The 14,449-nt window shown below is 69.0% G+C and carries 13 protein-coding genes; 9 read left to right on the top strand and 4 right to left on the bottom strand.

Translation table 11 applies throughout. The annotated features are described in order from the left end of the window. Positions 1–16: 16 nt before the first annotated feature. The 4 genes from argB to argR are packed head-to-tail and all read left to right on the top strand — an operon-like array spanning position 17 to position 3,851. Positions 17–991, top strand: a complete 975-nt coding sequence (gene argB / locus ACFFIO_RS05135; RefSeq protein ID WP_378040516.1) for an acetylglutamate kinase — start codon at positions 17–19, stop codon at positions 989–991. A 6-nt stretch (positions 992–997) separates the two neighbouring features. Next, positions 998–2,317: an acetylornithine transaminase gene (locus ACFFIO_RS05130; protein ID WP_378040515.1), complete on the top strand. Its 1,320-nt coding sequence runs from the start codon at positions 998–1,000 to the stop codon at positions 2,315–2,317. Between the two features lie 2 nt (positions 2,318–2,319). After that, positions 2,320–3,357 (top strand): ornithine carbamoyltransferase, encoded by a 1,038-nt coding sequence (argF, locus tag ACFFIO_RS05125; RefSeq protein WP_378040514.1) that lies wholly within the window; start codon positions 2,320–2,322, stop codon positions 3,355–3,357. Then, a complete protein-coding gene (gene argR, locus ACFFIO_RS05120; RefSeq protein WP_378040513.1) occupies positions 3,354–3,851 on the top strand; it encodes an arginine repressor in 498 nt (165 codons plus the stop codon). The genes argF and argR overlap by 4 nt, the downstream gene beginning before the upstream one ends. A gap of 44 nt (positions 3,852–3,895) precedes the next feature. On the opposite strand, the gene ACFFIO_RS05115 is transcribed toward argR, so the two are convergent. The 3 genes from ACFFIO_RS05115 to ACFFIO_RS05105 all read right to left on the bottom strand — a co-directional run bounded on the left by ACFFIO_RS05115 (position 3,896) and on the right by ACFFIO_RS05105 (position 6,283). Further along, the gene (locus ACFFIO_RS05115) at positions 3,896–4,660 is read right to left on the bottom strand and encodes a hypothetical protein (protein ID WP_378040512.1); all 765 of its coding nucleotides are present in this window, start codon (positions 4,658–4,660) and stop codon (positions 3,896–3,898) included. Positions 4,661–4,883: 223 nt separating this feature from the next. Continuing rightward, positions 4,884–5,582 (bottom strand): transglycosylase family protein, encoded by a 699-nt coding sequence (locus ACFFIO_RS05110; protein WP_378040511.1) that lies wholly within the window; start codon positions 5,580–5,582, stop codon positions 4,884–4,886. Positions 5,583–5,824: 242 nt separating this feature from the next. Continuing rightward, the gene (locus tag ACFFIO_RS05105; RefSeq protein ID WP_378040510.1) at positions 5,825–6,283 is read right to left on the bottom strand and encodes an ankyrin repeat domain-containing protein; all 459 of its coding nucleotides are present in this window, start codon (positions 6,281–6,283) and stop codon (positions 5,825–5,827) included. A gap of 220 nt (positions 6,284–6,503) precedes the next feature. On the opposite strand from ACFFIO_RS05105, the gene ACFFIO_RS05100 reads away from it, so the two are divergent. The 5 genes from ACFFIO_RS05100 (at position 6,504) to tyrS (ending at position 13,780) form a co-directional block, all read left to right on the top strand. Next, positions 6,504–7,751, top strand: a complete 1,248-nt coding sequence (locus tag ACFFIO_RS05100; RefSeq protein WP_378040509.1) for an argininosuccinate synthase — start codon at positions 6,504–6,506, stop codon at positions 7,749–7,751. Between the two features lie 15 nt (positions 7,752–7,766). Next, positions 7,767–9,248, top strand: coding sequence for an argininosuccinate lyase (gene argH, locus ACFFIO_RS05095; RefSeq protein ID WP_378040726.1), 1,482 nt, complete (start codon positions 7,767–7,769; stop codon positions 9,246–9,248). Next, entirely contained in the window at positions 9,245–9,973 is a 729-nt protein-coding gene (locus ACFFIO_RS05090; protein WP_378040508.1) for a DNA-3-methyladenine glycosylase, read from the top strand. Before argH ends, ACFFIO_RS05090 begins: the two co-directional genes overlap by 4 nt. A gap of 136 nt (positions 9,974–10,109) precedes the next feature. After that, a complete protein-coding gene (locus ACFFIO_RS05085; RefSeq protein ID WP_378040725.1) occupies positions 10,110–12,350 on the top strand; it encodes a HelD family protein in 2,241 nt (746 codons plus the stop codon). Between the two features lie 83 nt (positions 12,351–12,433). Then, positions 12,434–13,780: a tyrosine--tRNA ligase gene (tyrS, locus tag ACFFIO_RS05080; protein ID WP_378040507.1), complete on the top strand. Its 1,347-nt coding sequence runs from the start codon at positions 12,434–12,436 to the stop codon at positions 13,778–13,780. Positions 13,781–14,148: 368 nt separating this feature from the next. Here the strand turns inward: tyrS and ACFFIO_RS05075 are convergent. Beyond that, the coding region (locus ACFFIO_RS05075; RefSeq protein WP_378040506.1) for a hypothetical protein at positions 14,149–14,449 on the bottom strand (301 nt) is incomplete at its 5' end.

Raw genomic sequence — 14,449 nt, 5'->3', positions numbered from 1 at the left:
AGCCACCATGAGCGAGATGACTGACACGACCGGTGTTACTGACACCACCGGTACCCCCGACAGCAGCGGGACCACCGACGTTCCGGGTTCCCCGGAGGGTGCCGCCGCCAAGGCCGCCGTGCTGGTCGAGGCCTTGCCCTGGATCAAGCGCTTCGCCGGCACCACCATGGTGATCAAGTACGGCGGCAACGCCATGGTGTCGGAGGAGCTGCGCCGGGCCTTCGCCGAGGACATCGTCTTCCTCCACCACTGCGGCATCCATCCTGTCGTGGTGCACGGGGGCGGGCCGCAGATCAACACCATGCTGAACCGGCTCGGAATCGAGTCGGAGTTCGCCGGGGGGCTGCGCGTCACCACGGCCGAGGCCATGGACGTGGTCCGGATGGTCCTCACGGGCCAGGTCGGCCGGGAGCTCGTAGGCCTGGTCAACGGGCATGGACCCTATGCCGTCGGGATGTCCGGCGAGGACGCCGCCCTGTTCCAGGCCCAGCGGACGGGTACCGAGGTAGGCGGCGAGCCGGTGGACCTCGGGCTCGTCGGCGAGGTCACCCAGGTCAACCCCGGTGCCATCCGTGACCTGGTGGAGAACGGGCGGATCCCCGTCGTGTCCTCGGTGGCCCCCGAGATCAGCGCCGACGGCCTGGCCACGGGGGAGGTGCTCAACGTCAACGCGGACACCGCCGCTGCGGCCCTGGCCGTGGCGCTCGGTGCCTCGAAGCTCGTGGTCCTCACGGACGTGGAGGGCCTGTACTCCCATTGGCCGGACCGGACATCGCTGGTCTCGTCCCTGTCCGCCGGCGAGCTGCGTGAGCTGCTGCCCACCCTCGAGGCCGGGATGATCCCCAAGATGGCCGCGTGCCTCCATGCCGTGGACGGCGGAGTGCCCCAGGCCCACATCGTGGACGGCCGAGCGCCGCATTCGATGCTGCTCGAGGTCTTCACCACGGCCGGGGTGGGGACCCAGGTCCTGCCCGATGACCACACCGACTGAGGGAACATGATGAACGATTCGACCCCTGGCGTCTCCGCCACCGCTGCCCAGGCGGAACTGCTCGGGCGCTATGCCTCCTCGCTGACCGGAGTCTTCGGTGCCCCCAGCCGGGTGCTGGTCCGTGGCGAGGGCGTGCATGTCTGGGATGCCGACGGCCGCCGGTACACGGACTTCCTCGGCGGCATCGCCGTCAACGCGCTCGGCCACGCCCACCCGGCCCTCGTCGCGGCGGTGACCGAGCAGCTCGGCACCCTGGGCCACATCTCCAACCTCTTCACCTCCGGCCCGCAGATCTCCCTCGCCGAGCGACTGGTGGACCTGGCCGAGGCCCCCACGGGGTCCACCGTGTTCTTCGCCAACTCCGGGTCCGAGGCCAACGAGGCCGCCCTGAAGCTGGCGCGCCGTCATGGCCGCGAGGATCCGTCCGGGCGCCGCACCCGTGTCCTGGCGATGGAGCACAGTTTCCACGGCCGCACCCTGGGCGCCCTGGCCATGACCTGGAAGCCCGCCTACCGCGAGCCGTTCGAACCCCTGCCCGGCGGCATCGAGTTCATCCCCGCCGGTGATGCGGCCGCGCTCGAGGCCGCTCTCGATGAGACCGTGGCCGCCGTCATCATCGAACCCGTGCAGGGCGAGTCCGGCGTGCACGGCTGGCCGGCCGGCTACCTGCAGGCCGCACGGGACCTCACCCGCCGTCACGGCGCGCTGCTGATCTTCGACGAGGTCCAGTCCGGCACCGGCCGCACCGGGACCTGGTTCGCCTACCAGAACCCCGCTGTCACCGGACAGGATGAGCCGGTGGTGCCGGACGCGATGACGCTGGCCAAGGGCCTGGGCGGTGGCTTCCCGATCGGTGCCATGATCAGCTTCGGCCCGCAGGTCTCCGACTTGCTCACCGCCGGTCAGCATGGCACCACCTTCGGCGGCAACCCCGTGGCCACCGCCGCCGCGCTGGCGGTGCTGGACACGATCGCCCAGACCGGTCTGCTGGAGCACGTCCGTGACCTCGGCGCCCGGTTGGCACGCGGGCTCGGCGCCGTGGACGCGGTCACCGAGGTGCGCCAGTACGGCCTGCTCATCGGCGTGGACCTCACCGTGCCCGCCGGCGCGGAGGCCCCGGTGCCCGACGGCGGCCTGGCACCGGCCGTGGTCCGCGCCGGTCTCGAGGCGGGGTACCTGCTCAACGCCACCGGACCCTCAACCCTGCGCCTTGCCCCGCCCCTGGTCCTGGGGGAGGAGGAGGCCGACCGCCTGGTGGCCGACCTCCCGTCGCTCCTGGACTCGGCCCTGCGGGCGCACCAGCAACAGCACGATCAGGAGAACTGAGCATGACCCCCAGCACCACGCCGTCCTCGGCGCCACTCCGCCACTTCCTCGTCGACACCGACCTCACCGCGGCCGAACAGTCCGAGGTCCTGGACCTGGCGCAGGCCATGAAGGCCGACCGCTACCTGCACCGGCCCCTGGCCGGACCCCAGACCGGCATCGTGTTCTTCGACAAGACCTCCACCCGGACGCGGGTGTCCTTCGCCGCGGGTATCGCCGACCTCGGAGGGCAGCCCCTGATCGTCAATCCCGGTGAGGCCCAACTGGGCCACAAGGAGTCCATTGCGGACACCGCCCAGGTGCTGTCCCGGATGGTGTCCGTCATCGTCTGGCGCACGTACGCGCAAGCGGGACTCGAGGAGATGGCCGAGCACGCCACCGTGCCCGTGATCAACGCCCTCTCGGACGACTACCATCCCTGCCAGCTGCTGGCCGACCTGTTGACGGTGCGCGAGCACAAAGGGCGCACCGAGGGCTTGGTCATGACCTACCTGGGGGACGCCGCGAACAACATGGCCAACTCGTACCTGCTGGCCGGCGTGACCGCGGGGATGCACGTGCGGGTCACGGGCCCTTCGGGGTACCTGCCGGACGCGGACGTGGTAGCGGCCGCCGAGGCCCGGGCCGCCGAGACCGGGGGGTCGGTGCTGGTCACGACCGATGCCGCGCAGGCCCTGGACGGCGCCGACGTCGTGGTCACCGACACCTGGATCTCCATGGGCCAGGAAGAGGAGAAGGAGGCTCGGCAGACCCTGTTCCGTGACTACGCCGTGGATTCCCGCGCCATGGCGAAGGCCGCACCGGACGCGGTGTTCCTGCACTGCCTCCCGGCCTACCGGGGACTCGAGGTCTCTGCCGAGGTCATCGACGGACCGCAGTCCGTGGTGTTCGATGAGGCCGAGAACCGCCTGCATGCCCAGAAGGCCCTGATGGCCTGGCTGCTCTACCGTTCCGGTCTGGCCACTGCACCGGCCGCCTCACCGGCCGGCGCGGCGCTCGGTGACGGAAGTGTCTCCACCGCCGGTTCTGACGTCCGATGAGTGCTCCGGCCACCAAGACAGCACGTCAGGCGGCCATCAAGGACGTCCTCGCCGCCACCGACGTGCATAGCCAGGCCGAGTTGCTGGCGGAGCTGAGCGCCCGGGGGGTCTCGGTGACGCAGGGGACGCTGTCCCGTGATCTCGTCGAGCTGGGCGCCTACCGGGTGCGCGCTGACAGCGGACAGCTGGTCTACTCGGTTCCGCCGGAGGGGCCGGTGCCGGGCGAGCTCGCCGCGCGGCGAGCCCCGGAGGCCCTGGAGCACCGGCTCTCCAGCCTGTGCCGGGACCTCCTGGTGGCGGCTGAATCCAGCGCCAACCTGGTCATTCTGCGGACCCCGCCTGGCGCGGCGCAGTTCCTCGCCAGCGTCATCGATCAGTCACGCCAACCGGACATCCTCGGCACGATTGCCGGGGATGACACGATCATGATCGTGACGCGTGCGCCGGACGGGGGAGTCGCCGTCGCCGGACGGTTCCTCGAATACGCGGGGTAGCTCCGCACGGTCCCGACGGGCGGCCGGGACCGTGAAGCGGCGACCTAGAGGCCCGGGACGGAGAAGATCGTGTCTTCGGCGGGCATCTCCACCGTCTCCACGGCGTCCCACTCGGAGAAGTCGATCGTGCCGGTGCCGGACGAGGAGTCGGTGGAGGCCGAGGGGGAGGCGGACTCGTCGTCGGAGGGTGCCGCTGCGGCCTCGACGCGGACCAGCTTGTTGTCCTTGGACACGTAGAGGCTCACGGGTTCATCGGAGTCCTCGGTGCTGCCGGTGTACTTGTAGACCTCTTCGCCGTTCAGATCGACGGCCTCGGAGGTGTACTCGGAGTCGTTGAATTCATCGGACGAGGGAATGTCCTCGGTGAAGGCCTCCCACAGGGTGGACATGGTGAAGCCGCCCTGTTCGGCGGGCATCTCCAGCCACTTGTCGCCCACCATCTCCTGCAGCTGGGCGCCGCCCCCGTTCTCCTCGTAGAACGCGGTGTTCGGTTTCATGTAGGTGTACTCGTCATTGCCGAGGACCTCGACCGCGACGTCCCCCATGGCCACGTTGCCGGAGTAGGACGAATCGTCGATCTGACCGGAGATGGCCACGGTCATGTCCTGGCCGCCCTGGCTCACGCTGCCGTCGATGGCCACGGAGGTCGCGTCCTCGATCGAGGCGTGGGCCTCGGGCCACACGTCCTCCAGTGCCGGAACGCCGGAGCCGGCGCAGCCGGCCAGGGTCAGGGCTGCCGTGGCGCCCAGTGCGGTGATGCCCAGGACGCGGAGCGGCTTGCGCTGGGTGGTGGTGATGCTCGTCGGCATAGAGGTCCCCCTCGAGACTGTTGAACCGGTGATGTCCGGCCGCAGGGTGCGACAGGGCGAAACGATCACGGGTCACGTCAGCCTATCGGCGTCCGGCACCAACGCAGAACGCGTTGGATGGGGAGTTCTCCCCATCCAACGCGTTCGTTGTGCTGCTGGCAGCCGGCGGACCACTGGTCCGTCCGGTGCCGTCAGCCGGTGCTACACATCTGAACCGTCAGGATCAGGCCGGCAGGTGCAGGGTCTGGCCGACGAAGATCAGGTTCGCATCAGCCACGGTGTCCGCGTTGGCCGCGTACAGGGCCTCCCAGCCGCCGTCGACCCCGTGGGCGTCGGCCAGCTTGGAAATGGTGTCGCCGGCCTGGACGGTGATGGTCTCGTCCGACTTCTCGACCGGGGACACGGAGGAGGCGCGCTCCTCCTGGACCGGGGCCTGCTGCTGAGGTGCCTGCTGCTGCGGCTCGGCCTGCTTCTTCTCGGCCTTCGGAGCAGCCTCCTGGGTCTGGGAAGAGGTCTCGGCCGACTGGGTGGTCACCTCGGCGCTGCCGCCGTTGCCGTAGAGGCCCAGCTTGGCGGAGCAGGCGGGCCAGGCGCCCCAGCCCTGCATGGAGAGCAGGTTCTCGGCCACGCGGATCTGCTCGGCCTTGGAGGCCTGGTGCGGCATGCCGGAGCCGCCGGCGGCGCTCCAGGAGCTCGCCGAGAACTGCAGGCCGCCGTAGTAGCCGTTTCCGGTGTTGATGGACCAGTTGCCTCCGGACTCGCACTGAGCCAGGGAGTCCCAGCTGGAGGCCGGGGCGGCGGTGGCGGGTGCGGAGAGGGCGGTCAGGCCGGCGCCGGCCACGGCAACGCCGGCGAGGCCTGCGGCCGAGCGGCGGATGATGGTGCGGCGGGTGGACTGGGAGGCAGTGGAAGTCTTCTGCATGGTTTCTTGGGGTTTCGGCCCACCACTGCTCAGGTCGTCCCCGACCGTCCATGCAGCACCGTCCGCCGTCCGCGATGGATTTCACGGCACGGGGTTCCCAGGGGACGGTGCAGGTGGGGGAACCCCGCAGGCTTCCTGCCAGATCACGAAAAGATCACGAAGCAGGACTAGGTCTAGTGAAATGCATCAGAACGATAACGTCAAATTATCCTCGGCGTTCGGGGTGGATTCTCATCCTGCTCTCATGCGCGGAGCTCCGGATCGTCCAGGAGTGCCCGCATCGATTCGAGCCCGAACATGTCGACGGCGGCGCGGGCGCTCACGGGGCCCTCGTCCGGGTCCGCGCCCGCGGCCAGGAGTGCCCGCACCGACTCCTCGTTCTGCACGAAGACTGCGCAGGACAACGCTGACTGTCCGCGGCCGTTGAGCCGGTGCACGTCGGCGCCCCGCCCGATCAGGGCCGTCACCAGCGCCGGATGGTTGTTGTAGGTGGCGAGAATCAGCAGGGTGTCGCCCTTGTGGTTGGCGAGATCGACCGGGACGCCCTGGTCGAGGACGGGTAGCAGCCGGTCGCCGTCCCCGGCGCGGGCCAGATCGAAGAGGGAGTTCAGGAACTCCAACTCCTCGTCGGTCAGCTCCGGCGTGCCGTTCACTGTCGGTTGGTCGTCGGACTGGCTGGCGTGTGGGGTATCGCTCGTCATGGCACCAGATTACGGTGAGGGCACGGCGTCGTGGAGAAGTCCCGGGGAGAGAACGGCGCGGTCTGTCCGGCGTCGAGGGGTGGTTCGGCATGCGCTGCATAAATATGTAGACTCTTGCATAGAGCAGGCCGGCCGTTCCGTACGCGGTGCGCGGCCCCGTGGCAGGCACCATCGCAGGCGGCAACGCCGGCACTATCGCAGGCAACAGAAGGAGTATGCAATGACAGAGCGCATCGTCTTGGCCTATTCGGGCGGACTGGATACGTCGGTGGCCATCGGTTGGATCAGCGAGGCCACGGGCGCCGAGGTGATCGCCGTGGCCGTGGACGTGGGCCAGGGCGGCGAGGACCTGGAGACGATCCGCCAGCGCGCCCTCGACTGCGGCGCCGTCGAAGCCTATGTCGCGGATGCCCGGGACGAGTTCGCCGAGCAGTACTGCATGCCCACGCTGAAGGCCAACGGCCTGTACATGGACGCCTACCCGCTGGTCTCGGCCATCTCCCGGCCGGTCATCGTCCGCCACCTGGTCGCCGCCGCCCGCCAGTTCGGGGCCTCCACCGTGGCCCACGGCTGCACCGGCAAGGGCAATGACCAGGTGCGCTTCGAGGTCGGCATCCAGACCCTGGGCCCGGACCTGAAGTGCATCGCGCCCGTCCGGGACCTCGCCCTGACCCGGGACAAGGCCATCGAATATGCGGAGCGCCATGAGCTGCCGATCGTCACCACGAAGAAGAACCCCTTCTCGATCGACCAGAACGTCTGGGGCCGCGCCGTGGAGACCGGCTTCCTCGAGGACATCTGGAACGGACCGACCAAGGACGTCTACGACTACTCGGACGACCCGGCCTTCCCGCCGGCTCCGGACGTGGTCACCGTGACCTTCGACCAGGGCGTTCCCACCGCCCTGGACGGCCGCTCTCTCACTGCGTTGCAGATCATCGAGGAGATGAACCGCCGCGCCGGCGCCCAGGGCATCGGCCGCATCGACATCGTCGAGGACCGCCTGGTCGGCATCAAGTCCCGTGAGATCTACGAGGCCCCCGGCGCCATGGCACTCATGACCGCCCACCGGGAGCTCGAGAACGTGACGCTCGAGCGCGAGCAGGCCCGCTTCAAGAAGACCGTGGACCAGCGCTGGACCGAGATCGTCTATGACGGCCAGTGGTTCTCCCCGCTGAAGAAGAACCTGGACACCTTCGTGGACGAGACCCAGAAGTACGTCTCGGGCGACATCCGCATGGAGATGCACGGCGGCCGCGCCACCGTGCAGGGACGCCGCTCCGACACGGGCCTGTACGACTTCAGCCTGGCCACCTACGACGAGGGCGATGCCTTCGACCAGTCCTCGGCCCGCGGGTTCATCGACATCTTCGGCCTGTCCTCGAAGGTGGCCACGGAACGCGACGAGCGCGTGGCCGGTGACGTGGACTCGCTGGCCGACGTCGCCCAGCTCTCGAACGAGAGCTGAGCCGTGCCCGAGAACGTGTCGGAGAACCACCAGGGCTCCGAGGCCGCAGGACGGTCGGGAGCGAGGGAACGCCACGGCACCAACGAGGGCTCGTTGTGGGGCGGCCGGTTCGCCGGCGGTCCCGCCGATGCACTTGCGGCGTTGAGCAAGTCCACCGACTTCGACTGGCGGCTGGCCCGGTATGACATTGCCGGGTCCCGGGCCCACGCCCGGGTGCTGCAGGAGGCCGGCCTGCTCGACGACGGCGAGCTCACAGGCATGCTGGCCGCCCTCGACCGCTTGGAGGACGATGTCGTCTCGGGCGCCTACGTCGCCTCCGAGGCGGATGAGGACGTGCACGGCTCCCTGGAGCGTGGACTCATCGAGCGGGCCGGGCCGGAGTTGGGCGGCAAGCTCCGCGCCGGCCGGTCCCGCAATGACCAGATCGCCACGCTGGGTCGGATGTTCCTGCGCGACCACGCTCGTGTGATCGCCGCCCGGCTGGTGGAGACGATCGACGCGCTGGTGGCCCAGGCCGAGGCACACCCGTACGCGCCGATGCCCGGCCGGACGCACCTGCAGCACGCGCAACCGGTGCTGTTGAGCCATCACCTGCTGGCCCATGCCTGGGCGATGGCCCGGGACGTGGAACGCTTCGTGGACTGGGACCGCCGTGCCGCCGTGTCGCCCTACGGCTCGGGTGCCTTGGCCGGGTCCTCGCTCGGGCTGGACCCGAACGCGGTCGCCACTGAGCTCGGATTCGACTCCGCGGTCTGGAACTCGATCGATGGCACCGCCGCGCGGGACGTCTTCGCTGAGTTCGCCTGGGTGAGTGCCATGGTCGGTGTGGACCTGTCCCGCATCAGCGAGGAGATCATCTTCTGGGCCACCAAGGAGGCCGGCTTCGTCACCCTGGACGACGCCTACTCCACGGGCTCCTCGATCATGCCGCAGAAGAAGAACCCGGATGTCGCCGAACTGGCGCGCGGCAAGTCCGGGCGCCTGATCGGCAACCTGACCGGTCTGCTGGCGACCCTCAAGGGGCTGCCGCTGGCGTACAACCGTGACCTGCAGGAGGACAAGGAGCCGGTCTTCGACGCCGCGGACACCCTGGAGCTGTTGCTGCCCGCGGTCTCCGGGATGATCGCGACGCTGACCTTCAACACGGAGAAGATGGCAGAGCTGGCGCCGCAGGGATTCGCCCTGGCCACGGACATCGCGGAATGGCTGGTCCGCCAGGGCGTGCCGTTCCGTGAGGCCCACGAGCTGTCCGGTGAGGCGGTCAAGCTGGCCGAGTCCCGTGGCGCGGAGTTGTGGGACCTCACCGATGAGGACTATGCCTCCATCTCCCCGGCCTTGACCCCGGAGGTCCGCACGGTCCTGTCCACCGAAGGCTCACTCAACTCCCGCAGCGCGCAGGGCGGTACCGCCCCGGTGGCCGTTGCGGCGCAGCTGTCCGAGCTCAGGTCCCAGCTGGAACCGCTGCGCGCCTTCGGGGACTCATCGGTCCTTCCGTGACCCCGAGAGGACTGGAGCCACTGGAACGCGGGAGCCTGCACGCGGCACCGCTGCTGCTGGGCTCCACTCTGACCGTCGCCCGTCAGGGGGCGGCGGTCAGCGTGCGCCTGACGGAGGTCGAGGCCTACGAGGGGGCCCGTGACCCCGGCTCGCACGGCTTCCGGGGACGCACCGCCCGCACGGCCACCATGTTCGGGCCGGTCGGTCACATCTACGTGTACTTCACCTATGGGATGCACTGGTGCGTGAACATCGTGTGCGGTCCGGAGGGAACCAGCTCGGGCGTGCTGTTGCGCGCCGGCGAGGTGGTCGCGGGGATGGACACCGCACTCGTGCGCCGCGGCGCCGGTGCCGTGGCCGGGACTGCAGTCCGTTCCCGACCGGCCAGGACGGCCCGTCAGCTGGCCTCAGGCCCGGCCCGCCTGGCCCAGACCCTGGGCATCGGAGCCGGCGACGACGGCTCAGCACTGCTCCTCGGGCCGGCACCCGGTGAGGTGCTGGACCCGGCCCCGGAACAGCCGGCGCCGGACGGGATCTGGTTGTCCGGCCTGCGGTCCCGACGCCGGCCCGGGACCCTGAGCGGTCCGCGCACCGGGGTCTCAGGCGAGGGTGGCGGACCGGACTACCCGTGGCGCTTCTGGCTGCCGGATGAGCCCTCGGTGTCTCCCTACCGGGCGGCCCAGCCACGGCGCCGGCGGGAGAGCCGGGAAGAGAGACGGGATTAATATGGCGTTCACCCCAACGGCTGTACCATGGATGGTCACTCGTTCCGAGGTGCCCAGGGGTTCTGGCGGATTCGTCGGACCCTTCGGGCGCCATCGATAGCCCTAAGGTGTGCAAGGCATGACTGATGTGGTTCCGATCCACCAGACCGAACTGGAGCATGAGCGCGAATACGTCGCCGGGCTCTATGAGCGCCTGGACGAACTGCGTGCCGAGAAGGAACGCCAGCTGGCCCGTGTCCGCAAGGACGGCCCGCAGGGCTCGGTGCAGAACGTCTCCGAGCGTGATGCGTTCGCCAGCCTCTACGAGGACCGCCTCGCCCAGCTCTACGCCGTTGACGACCGGCTGGTGTTCGGCCGGCTGGACATGGACGAAGGCGACGAACGCTACATCGGGCGCATCGGCCTGACGGACGAGGACCAGGTCCGGCTCATGGTCGACTGGCGGGCGCCGGAGGCCGGCGCCTTCTACCAGGCCACCGCCCATCAACGGCTGGGGGTGCGCCGCCGCCGGCACCTGATGTTGCGCGGCCGCACCGTGGCCGATCTCGAGGACGACGTCCTGGACGCGACGCTGCTGGACGATGAATCGACGCACCACGGCGCGGGTGCCCTCCTGGCGGCCGTCACAGCCCGGCGCACCGGCCAGATGGGTGACATCGTCGCCACCATCCAGGCCGAACAGGACGCCATCATCCGCTCGCCCCTCAAGGGGGTGCTGGTGGTCCAGGGCGGGCCCGGCACCGGCAAGACAGCCGTGGCCCTGCACCGCGCCGCCTACCTGCTCTACACCCACCGCGAGCGGTTGAAGACGGCGGGCGTGCTGCTCGTGGGGCCGTCCCAGTCGTTCATGCGCTACATCGACCGCGTGCTGCCCTCCCTCGGCGAGACCGGCGTGGTCATGTCCTCCCTCGGCCGGCTGATGCCCGGCATCAAGGCCGTCCCGGAAGCTGACCGGCGGGTCGCGAAGGTGAAGGGCCGGCTGTTCATGGCCGAGGTGGTGGCCAACGCCGTGGCCAACCGCCAGCGCCTCCCGGACGGGCCGCGCCGGGTGGACGTCGGCGGGACCACCCTGACCATCCGCCCGAAGCAGGTCCGCCGGGCCCGCGACCGGGCCCGGGCCACGGGGAAGCCGCACAACGAGGCGCGCACCACGTTCGTGAAGATCATGGTGCGCGAGCTCGCCGACCAGCTGAAGGACAAGCTGGAGAAGTCCTCCGGGGCGGGCAACAACATCGACCGCTCCTACCTCTCCGAGGACGTCCGCACCTCTCGGGACGTGCGCATCGCCCTGAACCTGTGCTGGATGCCGCTGACTCCGGAGAAGCTCCTCTCTGACCTGTTCTCCAAACCGGGACACCTGGAGATGGCCGCCCCGTTCCTCAAGGCGAAGCAACGCCGCCGCCTGTTGCGTGCGGCCGACGCGCCCTGGACCGAGGCGGACGTCCCGCTGCTGGACGAGGCCGCGGAGTTGCTGGGGGAGTGGGACGCCAGCGCCGGCCGTCTCCAGGCCACTCAGCAGGCCGACCGCAAACGGGACGTGGCCAATGCGGAGGCCACCCTGGAGAACGTCCACGCCATGCTCGAGGACTTCGGGGTGGACGGCGTGGTCTCCGCCGAGGCCCTGGCTGATGCCAACCAGGCCGGGGACCACCATGTCTCCGCCGCCGAGCGGGCCGCCACGGACCGCACCTGGACCTACGGACACGTGGTGGTCGACGAGTCACAGGAACTCTCGCCCATGCAGTGGCGGTTGCTCATGCGCCGCTGTCCGCTGAAGTCGTTCACCATCGTCGGGGACATCGCCCAGGCCTCCTCGGCGGCCAACGTGACCTCCTGGGCTGAAGCCCTCGAGCCGTTCGTCCAGGACCGCTGGCACCTGGAGGAGCTGACGGTGAACTACCGCACCCCGGCCAAGATCACCCGGCTGGCCGCACGCGTGGCCCAGGAGGCCGGCCTGCCGGTGTCCAACCCGCAAGCCGTGCGCGAGGGTGACTGGGAGCCGACGGTCACCCGCGTGGCCACTGCGGACCGTCAGGACGCCCTGCTGTCCGGCATCGCCGAAGACCTGGAACGGATCGACGGCGGCCTGCTCGCAGTGATCGCACCGGTCTCCCTCGAGGGCCAGGTCGCCACCCTGCTGCGGGCCAAGTATGGCGATCGGGTCGGCTCCGGCGGCGGGGGACTGGGCCAGGACATCGTGGCCACCACCCCCGGCGAGGCCAAGGGCCTGGAATTCGATGCCGTCGTGCTGCTCGAGCCGGCCCAGATCGTGGCCGAGGCCGGCGGCATCGTCGGCGACCTCTATGTGGCCATGACCCGGTCCACCCAGACCCTGCGGATCCTGGCCACCGGCGAACTGCCGGCCGGACTGGACTAGCCACCGGGCCGGCGTCGGGCCCTCACCGCCACCGACGTACCCGCTGACCCTGACGCATCGACACTCCCCGAGAGGCCCTCCCCGTGACCAGCACGTCCACCACCGGTGCCCCCACCGTGAACCCGGCCCTGGCCGGACAGACCAATGACCCGTCCTTCCCCACCCTCTGGCAGGAACTGCAGTGGCGCGGTCTTGTCCACGTCTCCACGGACGAGGCAGCCCTGGAGGAGTTGCTCGACGGCGAGCCGGTCACCTACTACTGCGGTTTCGACCCGACGGCTCCATCCCTGCACCTGGGGAATCTGGTGCAGATCCTGCTGCTACGCCGGCTCCAGCTGGCCGGCCACAAGCCCCTCGGACTGGTGGGCGGCTCCACCGGGTTGATCGGCGACCCGCGGCAGACGGCCGAACGTGTGCTGAACGACCGGGACACCGTCACCGAATGGGTCGGGTATCTGCGCGGACAGATCGAGCGCTTCCTGTCCTTCGAGGGGGACAACGCCGCGCGCATGGTCAACAACCTGGACTGGACCGGTCAGATGAGCGCGCTGGACTTCCTGCGGGACGTGGGCAAGCACTTCCGGGTGGGCACCATGGTCAAGAAGGAGACCGTGGCCAAGCGTCTGAACTCGGACGAGGGGATCTCCTACACGGAGTTCTCCTACCAGGTCCTGCAGGGCATGGACTTCCTGAACCTGTACCGCGACTACGGCTGCCTGCTGCAGACGGGCGGCTCGGACCAGTGGGGCAACCTGACCTCGGGGACGGACCTGATCCGCAAGGTGGAGGGCGTCTCCGCCCACGCCATCGGCACTCCGCTGATCACCAATTCGGACGGGACCAAGTTCGGCAAGTCGGAGGGCAACGCCATCTGGCTGGACGCCCGGATGTGCTCGCCGTACACCTTCTACCAGTTCTGGCTGAACACCGCGGACGCGGACGTGCTCGACCGCCTGAAGGTCTTCACCTTCCTGACCCGCGAGCAGATCGGGACGCTCGAGGCCAAGGTTCGTGAGGAGCCCTTCCGGCGGGAGGCACAGAAGACCCTCGCCTGGGAGGTCACGTCCCTCGTGCACGGGGAGGACGCCACCCGCAAGGTCATCGACGCCTCGGCGGCGATCTTCGGCCAGGGGGATCTGGCCTCGGTGGACGAGCCCACCCTCGCTGCAGCCACCGCCGAGCTGCCGACCGCAGCCGCGGGCCTGGGAACGCACGGTCCCGTGGGCATCGTGGACCTGCTGACCTCCACCGGGTTGTCCGCCTCCAACTCGGAGGCACGTCGCACGGTCAACGACGGCGGTGCCGCGGTGAACAACGTCAAGGTCACCGACCTGGAGGCCACCTTTGGCACGGACGACGCCCTGCACGGGAAGTACCTCCTGGTGCGCCGCGGCAAGAAGAACATGGCTCTGGTGGATCTGACCGCCTGAACATCTGACCACCGGCCCGCCCGACCACCCGCGCCTCGGACGCGCGGCGGGCCACCTCTCGAATCACAGCACGGTGCCTCACCGACTGGCCGCTCCCCTCACCGAGGGGGCGGCCAGTTCCGTCTCGGCTCAGTCCTGGACACCGGGGGAGACCTGCCTCACAACCTCATGGCACGTGGGGTCGCAACCCTGGAAAAACCGCGGAATCACGCGCATCCGAGGCCGGTGGGCGACGCCTGAGGCTGATTTTGCGGCCACGCGAATCCGTGTGTATAGTTCTTCAAGTCGCCAGCCGCGAAAGCGGAAAACAGGTGGCCACCCCGAACAGAAATGCAGACCTAGACTTCTGCGCCCTTCAAGGTGTAGCGTCAGGGTCCCGCACGAAGTACGGGCCATGCAGGAAGAAGTGATTGAGCCCCTAAGCGGCCGTCATGGATCACCTGGATGGATATAACCGAAGAACTGAGATTTGATTCGAAGAAATCGCCGGAAACGCCGATTTGACGGGATGAAATCGAAGGGATAAGGTTGAGAACCGCGGATGAGAAAAGCCGGAAAGCGGCCCAAAGAATTGGGTTTATCTGGTCAGTATTTATTACGTACCTGTTGTTTGAGAACTCAATAGTGTGCCAAGTTTGTTGATGCCAATTTTTTGAATTGGTTGATTGG

The sequence above is a fragment of the Citricoccus parietis genome (genome assembly GCF_042433045.1).
Taxonomy (GTDB): domain Bacteria; phylum Actinomycetota; class Actinomycetes; order Actinomycetales; family Micrococcaceae; genus Citricoccus; species Citricoccus parietis.
Note: the sequence above shows the minus strand (reverse complement) of the source record. Positions and strands in the feature narration are given on the sequence as shown.